Annotated in this window: 23 protein-coding genes; all 23 read right to left on the bottom strand. The window is 60.4% G+C overall.

Features of this window, described 5'->3' with window-relative positions; all coding sequences use genetic code 11:
* Positions 1–55: 55 nt before the first annotated feature.
* The 23 genes from ACTG2B_RS21270 to ACTG2B_RS21160 all read right to left on the bottom strand — a co-directional run bounded on the left by ACTG2B_RS21270 (position 56) and on the right by ACTG2B_RS21160 (position 13,412).
* Positions 56–571 carry a phage major tail tube protein gene (locus ACTG2B_RS21270; protein WP_439996806.1) on the bottom strand — a complete coding sequence of 172 codons (516 nt, stop codon included), beginning with the start codon at positions 569–571 and terminating at the stop codon, positions 56–58.
* Between the two features lie 12 nt (positions 572–583).
* A complete protein-coding gene (locus tag ACTG2B_RS21265) occupies positions 584–1,762 on the bottom strand; it encodes a phage tail sheath protein (protein WP_439996805.1) in 1,179 nt (392 codons plus the stop codon).
* Positions 1,763–1,930: 168 nt separating this feature from the next.
* Positions 1,931–2,347, bottom strand: a complete 417-nt coding sequence (locus tag ACTG2B_RS21260) for a tail fiber assembly protein (RefSeq protein WP_439996804.1) — start codon at positions 2,345–2,347, stop codon at positions 1,931–1,933.
* 1 nt (position 2,348) lies between these two features.
* A complete protein-coding gene (locus ACTG2B_RS21255; RefSeq protein WP_439996803.1) occupies positions 2,349–3,362 on the bottom strand; it encodes a phage tail-collar fiber domain-containing protein in 1,014 nt (337 codons plus the stop codon).
* Positions 3,362–3,997: a phage tail protein I gene (locus ACTG2B_RS21250; protein WP_439996802.1), complete on the bottom strand. Its 636-nt coding sequence runs from the start codon at positions 3,995–3,997 to the stop codon at positions 3,362–3,364. Before ACTG2B_RS21250 ends, ACTG2B_RS21255 begins: the two co-directional genes overlap by 1 nt.
* On the bottom strand, positions 3,994–4,893 hold the full coding sequence (locus tag ACTG2B_RS21245) for a baseplate J/gp47 family protein (RefSeq protein ID WP_439996801.1): 900 nt from the start codon (positions 4,891–4,893) through the stop codon (positions 3,994–3,996). The genes ACTG2B_RS21250 and ACTG2B_RS21245 overlap by 4 nt, the downstream gene beginning before the upstream one ends.
* A complete protein-coding gene (locus ACTG2B_RS21240) occupies positions 4,890–5,249 on the bottom strand; it encodes a GPW/gp25 family protein (protein WP_439996800.1) in 360 nt (119 codons plus the stop codon). Before ACTG2B_RS21240 ends, ACTG2B_RS21245 begins: the two co-directional genes overlap by 4 nt.
* Positions 5,246–5,791, bottom strand: a complete 546-nt coding sequence (locus tag ACTG2B_RS21235; RefSeq protein WP_439996799.1) for a phage baseplate assembly protein V — start codon at positions 5,789–5,791, stop codon at positions 5,246–5,248. The genes ACTG2B_RS21240 and ACTG2B_RS21235 overlap by 4 nt, the downstream gene beginning before the upstream one ends.
* 80 nt (positions 5,792–5,871) lie before the next feature.
* Positions 5,872–6,516 carry a phage virion morphogenesis protein gene (locus tag ACTG2B_RS21230; protein WP_167573850.1) on the bottom strand — a complete coding sequence of 215 codons (645 nt, stop codon included), beginning with the start codon at positions 6,514–6,516 and terminating at the stop codon, positions 5,872–5,874.
* Positions 6,517–6,533: 17 nt separating this feature from the next.
* Positions 6,534–7,040 carry a phage tail protein gene (locus tag ACTG2B_RS21225; protein WP_439996798.1) on the bottom strand — a complete coding sequence of 169 codons (507 nt, stop codon included), beginning with the start codon at positions 7,038–7,040 and terminating at the stop codon, positions 6,534–6,536.
* Positions 7,015–7,260, bottom strand: a complete 246-nt coding sequence (lysC, locus tag ACTG2B_RS21220) for an Rz1-like lysis system protein LysC (protein ID WP_439996968.1) — start codon at positions 7,258–7,260, stop codon at positions 7,015–7,017. The genes ACTG2B_RS21225 and lysC overlap by 26 nt, the downstream gene beginning before the upstream one ends.
* Positions 7,154–7,627, bottom strand: coding sequence for an Rz-like lysis system protein LysB (lysB, locus tag ACTG2B_RS21215; protein ID WP_439996797.1), 474 nt, complete (start codon positions 7,625–7,627; stop codon positions 7,154–7,156). The genes lysC and lysB overlap by 107 nt, the downstream gene beginning before the upstream one ends.
* The gene (locus tag ACTG2B_RS21210; RefSeq protein ID WP_439996796.1) at positions 7,617–8,078 is read right to left on the bottom strand and encodes a hypothetical protein; all 462 of its coding nucleotides are present in this window, start codon (positions 8,076–8,078) and stop codon (positions 7,617–7,619) included. Before ACTG2B_RS21210 ends, lysB begins: the two co-directional genes overlap by 11 nt.
* Positions 8,068–8,889, bottom strand: a complete 822-nt coding sequence (locus ACTG2B_RS21205; protein ID WP_439996795.1) for an N-acetylmuramidase domain-containing protein — start codon at positions 8,887–8,889, stop codon at positions 8,068–8,070. Before ACTG2B_RS21205 ends, ACTG2B_RS21210 begins: the two co-directional genes overlap by 11 nt.
* A complete protein-coding gene (locus ACTG2B_RS21200; RefSeq protein ID WP_439996794.1) occupies positions 8,886–9,194 on the bottom strand; it encodes a phage holin family protein in 309 nt (102 codons plus the stop codon). Before ACTG2B_RS21200 ends, ACTG2B_RS21205 begins: the two co-directional genes overlap by 4 nt.
* Position 9,195: 1 nt before the next feature.
* Positions 9,196–9,558, bottom strand: coding sequence for a putative holin (locus ACTG2B_RS21195; RefSeq protein WP_215803096.1), 363 nt, complete (start codon positions 9,556–9,558; stop codon positions 9,196–9,198).
* A gap of 21 nt (positions 9,559–9,579) precedes the next feature.
* Positions 9,580–9,810 (bottom strand): TraR/DksA C4-type zinc finger protein, encoded by a 231-nt coding sequence (locus tag ACTG2B_RS21190; RefSeq protein WP_159144636.1) that lies wholly within the window; start codon positions 9,808–9,810, stop codon positions 9,580–9,582.
* 2 nt (positions 9,811–9,812) lie between these two features.
* Positions 9,813–10,016: a tail protein X gene (locus ACTG2B_RS21185; RefSeq protein WP_159144500.1), complete on the bottom strand. Its 204-nt coding sequence runs from the start codon at positions 10,014–10,016 to the stop codon at positions 9,813–9,815.
* Complete coding sequence (locus ACTG2B_RS21180; protein ID WP_439996793.1) at positions 10,016–10,486, bottom strand: head completion/stabilization protein; 471 nt, start codon at positions 10,484–10,486, stop codon at positions 10,016–10,018. The genes ACTG2B_RS21185 and ACTG2B_RS21180 overlap by 1 nt, the downstream gene beginning before the upstream one ends.
* 103 nt (positions 10,487–10,589) lie before the next feature.
* Entirely contained in the window at positions 10,590–10,841 is a 252-nt protein-coding gene (locus ACTG2B_RS21175) for a hypothetical protein (protein WP_439996792.1), read from the bottom strand.
* Complete coding sequence (gene gpM, locus ACTG2B_RS21170) at positions 10,838–11,521, bottom strand: phage terminase small subunit (RefSeq protein ID WP_164536537.1); 684 nt, start codon at positions 11,519–11,521, stop codon at positions 10,838–10,840. Before gpM ends, ACTG2B_RS21175 begins: the two co-directional genes overlap by 4 nt.
* Before the next feature lie 10 nt (positions 11,522–11,531).
* Positions 11,532–12,557 carry a phage major capsid protein, P2 family gene (locus ACTG2B_RS21165; RefSeq protein WP_439996791.1) on the bottom strand — a complete coding sequence of 342 codons (1,026 nt, stop codon included), beginning with the start codon at positions 12,555–12,557 and terminating at the stop codon, positions 11,532–11,534.
* Positions 12,558–12,569: 12 nt separating this feature from the next.
* Positions 12,570–13,412, bottom strand: coding sequence for a GPO family capsid scaffolding protein (locus tag ACTG2B_RS21160; protein WP_416244412.1), 843 nt, complete (start codon positions 13,410–13,412; stop codon positions 12,570–12,572).
* Positions 13,413–13,608: the final 196 nt, after the last annotated feature.

Raw genomic sequence — 13,608 nt, 5'->3', positions numbered from 1 at the left:
CCTTATTCGGTATGTAGTAACGGGCGGCCATGCCGCCCGGATGTGGCTGGGTGGATTAGAGGCCGATGGCCTTGCGGTGTTCTTCCATCATGTCGACGCCGCCTACTTTCCAGATCATGTTGATGAGGTCGATCTCGACCAGTTCTTCACCGTCGACGGTCACCTTGTAGTAGGTGTTGGCCATGCTGGCCTTTTGCTGGGTGTTGTCGCCGGTTTTGAGGGTGCCGCCATCCAGCTCTTTGATGCGGCCACGCTGGACGATTTCGACCGAAGAGACCTGGGCGGTGTCGTCACGCTGGAAGGAGCCCGCAAAGCGGAGCATGACGCCGTCAATCTTGGCCTGATGCTGCTTTTTGAACAGGGCTGCTTCGTAGCCGCCAAAGGTGAATTCGGTATCGAGGGCGCCATCATCGAGGCCCATGTTGATATGGGCCGCCCCCGGCATACCGCCGCCACGGTAGGCTTCGAGTTTCAGCGTCAGTTTGGCCGGGGTGTACTCTTCTCCGACGCCGATCCAGTTGTCGCCATCGAGGAACATGTTGAGGTGTTTGAGTTTGCGAGGCAGTGCCATTGTTGATGCTCCTTATGCTGCGGCCACGCGGGCGGCGAAGTCGACCAGATAGCGGTCGGTGATGCGCTGCTGGAACATGAGGTTTTCAAGCGGCGGCACGGGGGTGTAGTCGTAATCGATGTAGAGCTTGCCCGCCTTGAGGGTGTCTTTGTCGTTGACCTCTTCGTTGTACCAGCAGTCGAAACCGATGAGGTAACCGAGGCTGACCAGCTCGCGGCCCTTGGCCTTGATGCCTTCGATGATGTCTTTGACCAGGGTGGGGGTCATCGGCTTGTCTACTGCCCACATGTGGGCCTCGGCGATGGTGTCGGCGAGGATTTGGGCGGTGCGGGTGTAGTTCTCGAACTGGAACAGGGGATCATCAGAGCAGGTGCGGGAGCCCCAGAAGCGGAACCCTTCGGACTGGATCAGGCAGGTGATGTCTTTTTCGTTGAGCAGGCCCGCGTCGGTATCGGGGTCTTGCAGACTCCAGAACACTTGCTTGGTCAGCCCTTCTACGCCAGTGACGGCGACGTTGGACAGGGTTTTATGCCAGCCAACCTCTTTGTCGATTTTGGCGCGCATGGCCATGGCCTTGGCGGTGGCCCAGATGGTGGCCTCGGCGTTGGCGGTGGTATCCCACTTTTTGAAGTCGCCATGCACCAGCATGACTTCACGCTGGCCGAAGTTCTGGCGGTAGGCCAGCGCCTCGGTCGGGGTGTTGCAGCCGTGGGTTGAGACGTAGGTGAAGGCGCGCAGCTTGACCGCCACGGCGGCCAGTTCAGTGGCGACCGGCAGGGTGTCGAGCCCCGGCGCGCCGATGATGCGCGGGGTGATGCCGGTGGCAGAGCTTGCCCGTTGCAGGGCCTTGAGGCCGGTATAGCTGCCATCCGGCTTGGCGGCGCCGATGACGTTGGAGGTGGTCTCTTCGTCGGTGGCGCCTTTGGGAACGCGCACGACGATGGTGATGGTGTTGACGGTGTCGGCGATCGCTTGCAGTGCTTTGGCCAGAGTGCCCTGGGTGCCAGCTTTGCCAACGGCTTTTTGCACGTCGGTAATGATGACCGGGGTGTTGAGCGGGAAGGTGGTGGCGTCGGCATCTTCCGCATGACCAAGCAGGCCGATCACTGCGGTGGCAATGGTGCGGATGGTGCGGGTGCCTTCGTTGACTTCGACGACGCGCACGCCGTGGTGGTAACTGTCGAGTGCCATGGTGGCGGTTCTCCTGTGTCCGGACGGAGGTGATCAATATGAGCACGGTCAGGATGCAGGGGCGGCGCAGGTTGGGCGAGTTGGCGCGGGTGTGTGGTGGCGCTACACACCCGCAGACGGTGGCGGCATAAAGAAAACACCCCGCACAGGGCGGGGTGGTTGGTTTAGTCAGATGACCTTGTCCGGTTCGGTTGGCCATTGCGGCGACTCAGGCCATCCGGTTTGTTCTGGCACCAGCGTCAGCTCGTAGCGGTAGCGTTGCCAGTCGGCCAGCAGCTGGGTGTGCTCCGGCTTGGCGTAGCCGCCATCGACGGCGGGCTTGAGGATTGCGATTTGCTGGTTTGCAATACTTACTCTGCTCTCAAGCTCTGCAAGCGCTTTTTCAGCGGCTGGTTGTTCTGGTGGCAATATCAGGATTGGATAACCATCGTCATCCGATGAAATGATCTTGCCATCACTGGCCCCTGCCATGAGTTCGTCATACCTGGCTTGGTCGATCTCCTTTGCGTCATCAGGAATGGCTGTTCCGTGGATGGATTTGGTATAAAAACCGCAAGTCAGTTTCGAGAAAAATTTTCCAGCCATATTAATTCCCTATTGCAATGTATTTGCATGATGCTGCTGGCTGATTCGCCCCAGTTGTTGATGACTGGAATGAAAATGTTGTGCCAGTTGTTTGCAGCTCGTCATATGTAATCGTGGTTGCGCTACTTTTTGACAGAGCCGCTGCGGTGATACATCGTGTCGGGAATGCGATCGGCCAGGTTGTTCTTGACTGACTCGGTGCAGAGTCCCCCATCTGGATAATCCATCCTCCCAGCCATGACGGAAAACAGACATACGGCTGGCTGGTGAGAGAAATTGAAAATCCTGCCTTCAGTTTTTTAGGTGTTACCGCGACATCGTCTGCTGTTCCTGCATCTGTCTGCTGCTGGCTTGCCACCTTAATCAGTCCCAATACGTTCTCACCGGCCTGTTTTACCCATCCCCACAAGGTTTTAACCGTTACCACCGCATCGGCTTTCCGATCTGCGGCTGTGGTTTCATTCACTTCATTCTGGGTGGCGTAGCGGGTGAATCCCTTGGCTGTTTCACTGGCGTCCGGGTGATCGCGGCTTTCCCTATGCGCCTTCATTACGTCATCGACATATTTGCGGGTTGCCAGCACAACGGATGGGTCAATCTTGAGTTCGACGGCGCTGGTGTCGCTGACGATCAGCACAACGTTGATGCCTTGTGTTCGGCCAGAGCCTTCTGACATTTGCGGCTTGTAGGTCGGTGGCGCATTAGCAATGGCGATCAGGGTGCCTGATTCATCAAACAGGCCTACTTCATGGATCCACCATCCCCCCTCATTCTCCGGGATGATTTGTTGGGCCACCAGTTGCGCCGGGTTGAGCGGGTCTTGAAACAGGGCGTTGAGGGGCGCGCGGCGTTGTTCCCGCACCAGTTTTGTTTGAGCCGGATCAGGCGTCACTGGCTGGCCGTTACCATCACCCACGGCCATATGGGTGATTTTGAGTGGTACGCCCAGCGCTAGGGCGTTGGCGATCTTGGCCTGTCCCGCATTGGTGGGGATGGCAAAGTAGATGGCGCTCATTAACTGGCACCTCCTGTCTGTTGCGGGTTTATGGTCATGGTGTCGATTGTGTGCAAGATGCCGCCGAGCCACTGCTGGCCACGGATCTCGATGGTTTCAGGGGTGTATGGGTAGATAGTCATCTCATCTCCCAGATAGCAGGCGGCGCCAAGATAGGCCTTGCCTCTGGTTTCCAGACTGATGGCGAGGCCTGTCAGGTGGCGGGTCAGCGGTTTGGCGTCGTCAATGAGCCGTTCCAGTTCTGCGTACTTTTCTGCGGTGATGCCGGTGTCGAGCACGCCGACATCGAGCTTGAAGGTGCCCGGCTCGGCGTTCGGGGTTTCTTGGTACCAGTGCAGCACCCGGATCAGGTAGCCGAGGGGTTCGACGGCGCGGCGGATGGCGCCGACGGTGCCCTTGTGGCGATGAACGAACGGGGCGTTGGCAATGACCTTGCGCTTGGTGGCTTCCGGCCAGTTTTCATCCCAGCGATCGACCGACCGCTCGGCGGCCAGACTGGGCAGGCGCCAGACCGGGCAGGTGTGCGGGTTCCAGAGGGTGCGCAGCACATCGACCGGCAGGTCGCAGGCTTTGGCGTTGACGGTGGCCAGCTTGCGCTCGGTCGGCGTGGCAGAGGGTGGCAGCAGGTCGGTCATGGTGCGACCTCTACGGTGTAGCCGGTGCAGTAGGCTGCCTGGGTGTCGGTCGGGATGATGTCGGCCCAGCCGACCAGCTCAACCCAGACGACGCCCGGCACATGCAGCACGGCATCAATGCCTGAGCGCGCGATGCGCACGCCGATCCGTTTGCGCGGGTTGACCCATGCGGCCAAGGCGTCGCGGGCGGCAGTCAGCGCCAGTTCGGCCTCGGCACCGGTGAGATCCATGTGCAGTTTGGCGGTGATGGTGTAATGCAGGATCCCCGCACTCTGCACTGTGAGGCGGTCGGCAACCGGCAGGCGGTCTTCGTCACTGCACTCGGCGGTGGCTTTGGTGATCAGTTCCTGGCTGGCGGTGCCGTCGCCCTCGCTGCTGATGATGGTGACCACGGCGACGGCCCCGCTTGGGCTGATGGCTTTGGCGTCGATGATGCGGCCATCTGCCGAACGGGCAAAAAATTCGTAGGCTCCGCGCGGGCCAGCGGTGCTCATGGCATCCCACGCCATCAGAGAACGTTCGCGCAGAGCTTCGTCGCTTTCCATGATGGTGGGGACCGGCGGGGTGGCGGTGTCGTCACCCTGTTGCACGACCAGCCGTTCGACATCCCAGTTTGCTACCAGATTATCGAGGTCGGCCCCTTCTGCCCACGCCAGCATATTGGCCACGGCGGCATTGTTGATGCGGCCGCGCAGGATCAGCTCACGGTAGGCGTTCTCTTGCAGGTGCTTGGTGATGGGCTCCGATTCGAGCGCCAGCGTGGCGGTGATGGCTGCCTGCTGGTCTGCCGGATAGAGGGCGATCAGCGCCGCTTTACGCTCGGCAAGGATGGCCTCGTAGTCGAGCAGTTCTACGGCATCCGGGGCTGGCAGTTTGGATAGGTCGATGATGTTCATGAGGTTGCTCCGGTCGGTAGCTGGACGGTGCCGGATTCGAGCAGGCCGTTGTCGGCGCGGCGCCATGTGAGGGTGACGGCGCAGCTGCCGCCCAGTTCAGGGGCGCCAATCTCGACCTTGGTGATGCGGATACGCGGCTCCCAGAGGGTGAGCGCGTGAACGGTGGCGGCCATCAGGCGCAGGCGCGTCGCGCCGTGCTGGGGCTGGTCGATGAGGCTGAATATCTCGCTGCCGTAGTCGCGGCGCATGACGCGGGTGCCGATGGGGGTGGTGAGAATATCCCGCACCGATTGCAGGATGTGGGTGGTCTCGCTGATGGAGCGGCCATTGGCTGCGTTCATTCCCTGCCAGTTCATACTGGGCCCCCGCTGGTGCCGCTGCCCGGCATGGTGTCTTTGTGTTTGTGGGTGGCGACCTCGATGTTGCCCACTTTGGCGGTTTCGCTGACGACGCGCTTAGCCGTGAGCAGTTCTGAGCACTCAACCAGCGGGGTGATCAGCTTGACCGCCACGCTGGCTGTGATGGTGGCAGTTTTGATGCCGGATGCGGTGAGTTCACCGGTGGTCGGGTTGTATTTGATGACCGCACCATCTGGGTATTCGACGCCATCGAGATCGTCGTTGTCATTGTCGGCCAGCGGCTCTGGGTGTTCGTCCTGGTAGACGCCCGCCAAGACAAAGGCGTTGCGCAGGTCACCACCAAGGCTTAACAGGATCACCTGCTCGCCTACGCTGGGGCGCATGCGGCGACGGGTTTTACCTGCGCGCAGCACCAGATAGGGCCGCCAGTTGGTGTGGTTGCCCTTGGTTTCGACGCGGCATTCACCGGATCGCACTTCGGTCACGGTGCCGATGCGGATCAGGTCGTCGATTTTGCTGAGTAGCTCGATGATGTTCATGAGGGGGAGTGTGTAGCGGCGTCGTTTGCGCTGACCAGCGGCGGCGGGTGTGTGGCGGCGCTACACACCCGCCACGGCTATTACTTCAATTGCTCAGTGATTTGTTTCAACATCAGGTCTTCTATCTTGTCGATGTCTTGGTCGGTGATGCCCAGCAATTCCCGCTCAGGGTACTGCACTGGTTTGGCATGAGGGTTCGGCTTGTCCTTTTCTCCGAAGTGGTGAACAACTGCGACCTGATCAGCTACGCCAGCAAAGTAGATACTTGCTTCTTGCTTGGTCATTTTCGCTTTCAGCCATTTAGCCCTGATGAGTTGCTTGAACATCTTCTGATGGCTACGAGGTGCCGTGATTTTCCGCTTGTCCAGGCTGATTGTGCGAATAATTCGCCGCTTGAGAAATGACCGAATTGCGCCACGGTAGCGGTCAAACCCCGTATATTTATCCCCTTCATTGCGGTAGTTCTTCAGATTGCGGATGGCGCGGAACCCATCGGCTCGTTCATACAAGAACGAGATGTGGGCATTACCGAGTTGCGGTTCCTTCCGCTCCCTCATTTTTTTGCCGGATGGGGTGACGTTTCTCTGTATCCGGTCTTTGTTCAAATCCCGAAGCAGGTCATTAGCCGCCCTCAAGGTGCGTTGCATCGCACCAAGATTGCCAGCAGCTTCAAATTTGTCTGCCAGCTTCTTCAGCTGCTCGACGCCATCTAGTTCTCTACTCATTGGTCGGCGCACCTTCATCAAAACCCAAGCTGCACGACTGTTCTACGACAAATGCCCAGGTTTAGGTTGTTCTCGTTGGGCTGGTTGTTGATGAACAGTTCCCAGGTGATGCCGTCATATGGGTCTTCTGGCGGTTCCGGTACGTGCTGCCAGCTGATGCCCTGTTCTGTCTTGGTGACGATGACCCGCTCGGTGAGCTTGATGGTGATCAGCAGGTCGTAGAGGTCATTGGCCAGCACTTCGGCATCGACTTGAATGGCGTCGTTACGTTTTTCCGAGTTGGTGAACAGTTCAGGCTGGTGTTGGCGCAGCCATGCCAGCAGGGGGATCAGCAACATATCCGGGTGACCGGCAAAATCGAGCACGCCGATTTCGAGTGTGTACCGCCACTCGAACGAGAGCGAGTGCGCGCCTGTCGCCACTATCTGGCCTTTGCCTATGGTGAGGATAAGCCCCTCAGGGTTCTGGCCCAGTTGCGGCACCGACTGTTGCAGCAACTCACGGATCTGTTTTGGCTTTTCCATCCTCATTCCCTTTTTGTTGCAGTCGGTGCTGACAGCTGATGACGCTGTCGACCTTGGCCGCGCAGGTTGCCCAAGCGGCCTCTGTTTCGGTCAGCAGGTCGAGCAGATCGCCGTTATTGAGGGGATCCGCCGGCGGCAGCTGGCAGGGGGCCGGAGCGGGACAGGTGAGCCTGATAATCTGCGGCGCCGGTGATGGCGGGGCGCTGGAGCAGGCCGACAGCAGCAGCAGGCAGAGGGCGATCAGCCCAAGACTTAAGTTCAGCATTTTCACGTTTGAGCCTCGCGATGGTTTGTTCACGGGTGGCGGCGGTGGTGGCCAGCTGGTCGAGCTGGCCCTGCAACTGCTGGGCGGCTGTTGCCTGCGCTGCCAGCTCGATGGTGAGGGTGTTGATGGTGCTGTCTTTGGCGCTCTCCCGCAGGGCGGCCTCTTTGGCCTTGTCGTCGGCGGCCTTGAGATCGCTTTGCAGGGTGGAGACCTGCCCCTCTGCCTTGGCGGCAGAGCGGGCCGACCAGCCCCAGCCGCCCAGGGTGACGGCCAAGGCCAGCAGCAGCCAAGTGAGGGGGGATCGCAGGAGGTTAAGCCACATAATCGATCCCCCAGAAATCCATCCCCTCATCGCGCAGGACGTTGTTGCACGGCATTACCACCACCGTATCAACAAAGGTTTCTGCCTTGGCGAGCAGCTGGTTGATCACTCTGTCGCCCGAGGCGTTCATCAGGTCGAAACCCGGGCGCGGGGTGGTGTAGTAATACCCATTTGGGCGGATTTTGATAATGCTCTGGTTATCAAACCAGTCGAACTCGTCAAACATCCAAATCGCATCCTGGTCGTTATCGAGTTCTTCAAACCACTTGCTCTCCTTCATGGCTTTGTCACTGATGACTTTTGCCCCCGGACAGCACTTTTTAAAATCTGCCTGACGGGCGCCACATGGGTAGACAATCACTACTTTCTTGCCTTTGGCTATCAACTGGTTAGCTGTCGCGATAAGCCGTTCAGTTTTCCCAGTCATCCGGCCTGTGATTTCAATGTGCATCAGCCACCTCCTGCACCGGATAGACCTTGGCAAAGTGGGCGTGAGCCTCGGCCAGCTTGGTGTCGTAGCGGTTTTCTTTGTAGGCGGGGCCGTTGTAGCGGCGGGCCACGTCTGCCCACTTGCCCGCCTTGAGCGCCTTGTGCAGCACCGGATCCAGCTCGATAAAGCCGACCACGGCGCGCAGGTGCTCGCGCTCGCTTTGCTGCATGGCGGCCAGCCAGTCGTCTGCCGAGGCGCAGCCCAGCGCCTGCCAGTGGTAGCCCATCACCTGGAACATACCCCAGCTGGCCGACTCGATGGCGGCGGCGCGGTGCAGGGTCATGGCGGTTTGCAAGCGGGCCCATTCAGCCGGGCCGCCCTGATAGCCGCCGCGCTTGTGGTTGCAGAGGGCCGGATAGAGGCCCGCGAGGCGGCTTGCTTCGGCTTCGCCTTGTTGCTTGGCGATCTGCTTGAAGAACACATGACGCTCGAACAGCAGGCGCGGGCGTTGGCAGTCGTCGAACCCTTCGCCAGCGGCTTCGACCTGGGCGAAGGCGGCGAGTTTGGCCAGTTCGACGCCGAGGCGATCGGCGGATTGCTGCAGATCGGTGATGGTGAGCTGGTTGCCGATGGCGGCCCCGCGCAGGGCGGCCATGGTGCGCGGCCCCGCCTGCCCGATGGCGACGATGAGGTGATCGCGCTGGAAGGCGAGCACGGCTTGCTCGGTGGCGTCACCGAACCAGCCATCTGTGGCGACCTGGTAGCCTGCCCTGGTGAGCAGTTGTTGCAGTTCAGCCACCAGTGCGCCAATGGCGCCTTTTTTGAGGGTCATGGTTGAAACCTCCGGTAGATGTCAGTTGCATGGCTGGGGCGCGGGTGGCGGCGCGGCAGCAGGCGCATGACCGAGCCGCGCGAGCCGAGCAGGGCGGTGAGCACCACGGCGGCCAGCAGCACGGCGGCCGGATCCGGTGCGGGCATGACGCCGAGCAGGGCGCGCAGCGGGACGGAGCCCGCCGCCACTGTGATGACCCATGCCAGCAGGGCAGGGATGGGGCGATAGTCGCCCCCGTTGCGGTTGAAGGTAACCAGCCGGATGGCGATGGCGGCGCAGATCAGGGTGTAGAGGATGGTCAGCATGTCAGCCCCCTTTGCGAAGTTTCAGCAGGTCGTCAGGCGCTTTGCGCAAGACCCACTGCAACAGGTGGACGGCCAGCGCCGAGGCAAGCAGGGCGCCGACGGCCTTGGGCACTTCGACGCTTTGCGGCAGGACGCTGGCCAGCATGGCGGCAACCAGCGGGGCCGCCAGCGCACCGGCGACAAAGGCGGCGATGAACAGACCCGCCTTGCGCAGGTTGCCGAGTTCGGCGGTGGTTACGATGAAGATCAGCGCCCCGGCGAATGCGCCAAGGAGCACGCCGGGATCTACGCCGGGGAAGAGTGACAGCAGAGCCAGACCGGTGAGGGCGCTGGTTGCTGCACTGGATGAGATAGGTTCGGGCATCGTGCTCTCCTGGTGCTGTTGTTATCGTCTGCCGCCGAATTGGCGGTCGTGTTGAAATTCGTGGATGGTCTGGCAGTCGGTGCAGCGCTCGCAGCCCCGGATCGCCTCTCTGCGCTCCTGCGGGATCGGGTCGTCGCAGTCAATGCAGTAGTGGGGGCCGGTGCCGCTGATGCGGGCGGCGTGGATTTTTGCCGCGAGCTGTTGCTCGCTGATCTCTGCCAGTCGTTCAAGTTCGTCGTCGAGGCGGCTCATGGTTAGTCCCATAGCTGGATCAGGGGCGCTTCGGCTTGGGTCGGGGTATCCGGCAGGGTGATGAGGGTGCCCATCGGCAGGATGGGCCCCTTGTCTGCCAGCCCCGGATTGAGGGTCAGCACCTGTTCGGTGATGCCCGCGGTGTAGCCGTAGTGCCGGTTGATGATGAGGTCGAGGGTTTCCCCCTGTTGGGCGCGCAGTTGCATCAGATCAGCTCAACCGTGGTGTGGGTTTCGCCAAGGATGTCGCGGATGGCAAAACGGGCGTCGCGGTAGAGGTCGTTTGCGGTCTGGTCGCGGGCGTCGGTGTCTTTGGCGGCGTCGGCGGTGGCCGAGCTGTCGAGGTAACGCTCGTAGAGGTTGGCGCGGGCCATGCTGTAGACGGCGCGGCGATACCAGTGAACCAGCACGGATTCGGCGTTGACGGTCTGGGATGGCACATCGGCCAGCTGTTCGTATCCTTCTCCCTGGCGGTTGATGGCCCAGCCGCTCAGATCGCTGTTGACGGCGGAGACGGCGTCAATCACTGCATGGCGCAGCCGTTCGGTGGTGATGGTGCCGTCGGTGCGCATGATGTCGCGCAGGTCTTTGAGTTTGATGACCGGCCAGAACGGGGCGCTGGATACTTCGCCTTCGTCTTTGTTGGCCGGATTGGTGGGGAGAAATCCTGATGTCATGGCGGCTCCTTGCCCCTGCCCTGTTTGTTGGGCGGTGGTCGGGCCGTCTGGTATGCCGTTGGCATTCGTCAGGCCCGAGCCGCCCAGGGCGGGGTACGCTCGGTTAGCTGGTCTCGCCGTCGGCGTGGCCTTGCTGTTCTTCTCTAACTTCTTCATAGCTAGAGTTAAAAATGTGGGCAGGCGACCAAGTCTGATGCTCGTCGAGTGACCCCTTGTTGTGGATCACCAGATAACCTTGGTCTTGGCCGTTCTCATTTTCAGGTAATGGCCACCCTCGCATCGTGTTGTATTCGCCTCTGGTCATAGGTTTGGCCTGGACTGTTGCGCGGCAGGCGAAAAACTTAAGCCCCTTCATTGCTCACCTCCGACCTGTTCGGCTTCTTTATCCTTCTTGATTTCGCGCTCCAGCACTTCCAGCTCTTTTTTGATGCCCACCTTGTCGTGCAGTTCGAGGGCACGGCGGTAGTGCTCGGCTGCCGGTTCTTTGAACCCTTCGGCCAGTGCGGCACGGCCCACGGCCTTGTGCAGCTTGGCGTGGACTTGGTCGAACATGTCCGACTCTTTCAGCAGTTCGAGGTAGGCAGAGAGCAGGCCATAGCTGGGGCCGGTGCCCGCCTCTTGCAGTTTGATGGCGGTGTCGGCCACTTCTTCGGCAATGAGGGTGGGGGCGCTGCGGTCGTACTGATCCGGGGTGTTGAGGCCATGGCGGATCACGTAGTCGGCCATGTTGAAGGCCCCTTCCAGATCGCCGGTGTCGAGGTGCCAGAGCATGATGGTCACCAGTACGTCATCCTGACCGCCGCGATCGGCAGCCAGCAGGCCGTCAATCCACGGTTTGTAGGTGGCCAGCATGGTGCGCTTGGCGTCGATCTTGCGCTCGATGCTCTGGATGCCCTTGAGGGTGCGGCGGTGTTCTGCCAACTGCATCAGCTGGAGTTCGTAGGCGTTGGCGGCGGTGCGGTCCTGTTCAGGAGAAGCCGCCCCTTGCAGGGCGGCCAGCATGCGTTCGCGGTGAGCGCGGGCGGGTGATGTCATGTCATTCCCCTTACGCGGCCGGTTTCGGTGCGATGACGATGTTTTCAACCAGCGCCGCGCAGTCGTAATCCTCAACCACGTAGGCATCGTTGGAGCTTTCGTAGTTGACGATGCGGTTGCGCTTCGGCTCTTCTTCGATGTGGCGGCGGCGGGCGCCTTCCTGCCAGTAGATGGAGAGGTTTTCCAGCTTGGTGACAAGCAGGGCATCTTCCGGGAAGAAGGGGACGCGCACAGCCTTGAGGCCGCCGATCTGCTTCTGGCTCACCAGCACTTGGGCGGCCAGCTTGTTCTGGTTGTCGCCCGCGTCGTTGATGATGGGGAAATACTTGTCAGACAGCAGTTTGCGGCCGCAGATGACCACCAGATCGGTGTCGTCCTGATACCACGGCTTGATCATTTCGCTGACGACGTCGAACACCACTGCGTCGATGTTCTTGTAGTCGCCATTGGTCGGGTCGATGTAGATCTTGCCGCTGCCCGGCTTGACCTCTTTCATGACCTGGGCCGGTGCGTCCTGGCGGATATGTTCCAGCCAGCCGATGTTGACATCTTGCAGCAGCGGGTTGGCATTGCGATCGGTGTCTTTGGCTGCACTGGTGCCGTGCCAGCCGATCATGATGCGGTCAAGCCCCTGACGGGTGATGATGGCGTCGCGGATGCGGGTCTGGAAGTCTGGGAACTTGGCCCATGCATCCAGTTTGGCATAGCCGATCATGGTGTCGTAGTTGGTCTGGTCGCACTCATAACTGTGGTTATAGAGGGCGCTCGGATCGTTGGGCTGGCGGTCTTTGGTGGTGGTGTCTGTGCGACCGGCGATGGTGCTGCTGATACCCACGCCCACCTTTTCGCCTTTCATGTCGTTGACCGGGATGACGTTGATCATCTGCAGGAATTCGACCGACTCCTGCATTTTGGTTTCCAGCGTCTGCTGGACGCTCGGCTGCACGTTGAATTGCACCAGGGCGCTGGTAATGGCGTTGAGCTTGGCCAGCTGACCGGTGTATTCGTTGAACTTCACGCGGGTTTCGTTACGCATTGATGATGCTCCTTAGCAATCGGTGGATACGGTGGTGGTGCCATCGCCACCGGTGGCGGGATCGCGCTTGTGGCTGAAATCTTCCTGGCGTTCCAGCGAGGTTTTCAGCTCGTTGAAGGCTTTTTCCAGCTCGCTGTTTTTGGCGACGGCGCTTTTCAGCTCGTTGACGGTGTTGGCCAGCTCGTTGAACTTCCCTTTGGTCTTTTCTTCGAGGTTGGTCACTTCGGTGGCCACGGCTTCGACGGCTTGGTGCACGTCAGCGAATTGCTCGCCGCTGGCCTGATCGCGGCGGGTGAACATGCCTTTGACCTTTTCGAGCAGGGATGGGCCTTTGTCGCCCTCTTCGGTGAACTCGATTTCGGCTTCGATGGCGCTGGAAAAGAGGTTTGCTTGTTTCTGCTTGCGGGCAGCGAGCGGGCTGTTGGCGCCAGCGCCTGCGCAGAATTGCAGGTATTCGGTGCCAAGACTGGCCGGACTGTCGGTGACGGCGAGGCCGACCAGATAGGCTTCGCCAGTTCCGGCAAAGTCGAGGTCCAGCTCGATAGAGGTGTAGACCTTCTGACGGGCCTTGGTCAGCTTGATCAGGTCGTCGGTCGGGTCGATTTCGGCAAACAGGGCCATTTTCTTTTCGCCGTCGATTTCGACCTCTTCGGCATAGACGGATCGCACGTCGCCATAGGCGCGGAATGCGCTATCGGGGTAGATGCTGCGGAAGTGTTCGAGGTTGACGCGGGCGCCGTACTTCTCGTGGTTGTAGTTTTTGGCTGCCTGGGTGAGCCATTCCGGCGCGATGGTGCGGCCGTCGGTGGTCTGGCCCGCCACCGCCACCCGCTTGAATTTCGCTTTCTTTGCCATGAGCTGGGATCCCTTTGGTAATTGGGTTTCTGGTCGGGCTCATGGTCTGTCTGGTGCGCTAGATCCTTCAATCGGTTGCGGGTGTGTGGCGCGCCTACACACCCGCGCGGCCATCCTTTCGGCATTGACGGGCGGTAGGCTGTCGCCATGACTACAGCACCCTTACTTTTCCCCCATATCGAACCCAGACGGCAGG

The sequence above is a fragment of the Aeromonas sp. 30P genome, assembly GCF_051919805.1.
Classification (GTDB): Bacteria; Pseudomonadota; Gammaproteobacteria; order Enterobacterales; family Aeromonadaceae; genus Aeromonas; species Aeromonas veronii.
Note: the sequence above shows the minus strand (reverse complement) of the source record. Positions and strands in the feature narration are given on the sequence as shown.

Coding starts and splice junctions, on each gene's coding strand:
- ACTG2B_RS21245 (WP_439996801.1), bottom strand. CDS start 4,893: ATGAACATCATCGACCTATCCAAACTGCCAGCCCCGGATGCCGTAGAA.
- ACTG2B_RS21205 (WP_439996795.1), bottom strand. CDS start 8,889: ATGACCCTCAAAAAAGGCGCCATTGGCGCACTGGTGGCTGAACTGCAA.
- ACTG2B_RS21165 (WP_439996791.1), bottom strand. CDS start 12,557: ATGCGTAACGAAACCCGCGTGAAGTTCAACGAATACACCGGTCAGCTG.
- ACTG2B_RS21160 (WP_416244412.1), bottom strand. CDS start 13,412: ATGGCAAAGAAAGCGAAATTCAAGCGGGTGGCGGTGGCGGGCCAGACC.
- ACTG2B_RS21260 (WP_439996804.1), bottom strand. CDS start 2,347: ATGGCTGGAAAATTTTTCTCGAAACTGACTTGCGGTTTTTATACCAAA.
- lysB (WP_439996797.1), bottom strand. CDS start 7,627: ATGTGGCTTAACCTCCTGCGATCCCCCCTCACTTGGCTGCTGCTGGCC.
- ACTG2B_RS21230 (WP_167573850.1), bottom strand. CDS start 6,516: ATGAGTAGAGAACTAGATGGCGTCGAGCAGCTGAAGAAGCTGGCAGAC.
- ACTG2B_RS21255 (WP_439996803.1), bottom strand. CDS start 3,362: ATGAGCGCCATCTACTTTGCCATCCCCACCAATGCGGGACAGGCCAAG.
- ACTG2B_RS21180 (WP_439996793.1), bottom strand. CDS start 10,486: ATGACATCAGGATTTCTCCCCACCAATCCGGCCAACAAAGACGAAGGC.
- ACTG2B_RS21250 (WP_439996802.1), bottom strand. CDS start 3,997: ATGACCGACCTGCTGCCACCCTCTGCCACGCCGACCGAGCGCAAGCTG.
- ACTG2B_RS21210 (WP_439996796.1), bottom strand. CDS start 8,078: ATGCACATTGAAATCACAGGCCGGATGACTGGGAAAACTGAACGGCTT.
- gpM (WP_164536537.1), bottom strand. CDS start 11,521: ATGACATCACCCGCCCGCGCTCACCGCGAACGCATGCTGGCCGCCCTG.
- ACTG2B_RS21270 (WP_439996806.1), bottom strand. CDS start 571: ATGGCACTGCCTCGCAAACTCAAACACCTCAACATGTTCCTCGATGGC.
- ACTG2B_RS21175 (WP_439996792.1), bottom strand. CDS start 10,841: ATGAAGGGGCTTAAGTTTTTCGCCTGCCGCGCAACAGTCCAGGCCAAA.
- ACTG2B_RS21225 (WP_439996798.1), bottom strand. CDS start 7,040: ATGGAAAAGCCAAAACAGATCCGTGAGTTGCTGCAACAGTCGGTGCCG.
- ACTG2B_RS21195 (WP_215803096.1), bottom strand. CDS start 9,558: ATGCCCGAACCTATCTCATCCAGTGCAGCAACCAGCGCCCTCACCGGT.
- ACTG2B_RS21185 (WP_159144500.1), bottom strand. CDS start 10,016: ATGCAACTGCGCGCCCAACAGGGGGAAACCCTCGACCTCATCATCAAC.
- ACTG2B_RS21200 (WP_439996794.1), bottom strand. CDS start 9,194: ATGCTGACCATCCTCTACACCCTGATCTGCGCCGCCATCGCCATCCGG.
- ACTG2B_RS21190 (WP_159144636.1), bottom strand. CDS start 9,810: ATGAGCCGCCTCGACGACGAACTTGAACGACTGGCAGAGATCAGCGAG.
- ACTG2B_RS21240 (WP_439996800.1), bottom strand. CDS start 5,249: ATGAACTGGCAGGGAATGAACGCAGCCAATGGCCGCTCCATCAGCGAG.
- ACTG2B_RS21265 (WP_439996805.1), bottom strand. CDS start 1,762: ATGGCACTCGACAGTTACCACCACGGCGTGCGCGTCGTCGAAGTCAAC.
- ACTG2B_RS21235 (WP_439996799.1), bottom strand. CDS start 5,791: ATGAACATCATCGAGCTACTCAGCAAAATCGACGACCTGATCCGCATC.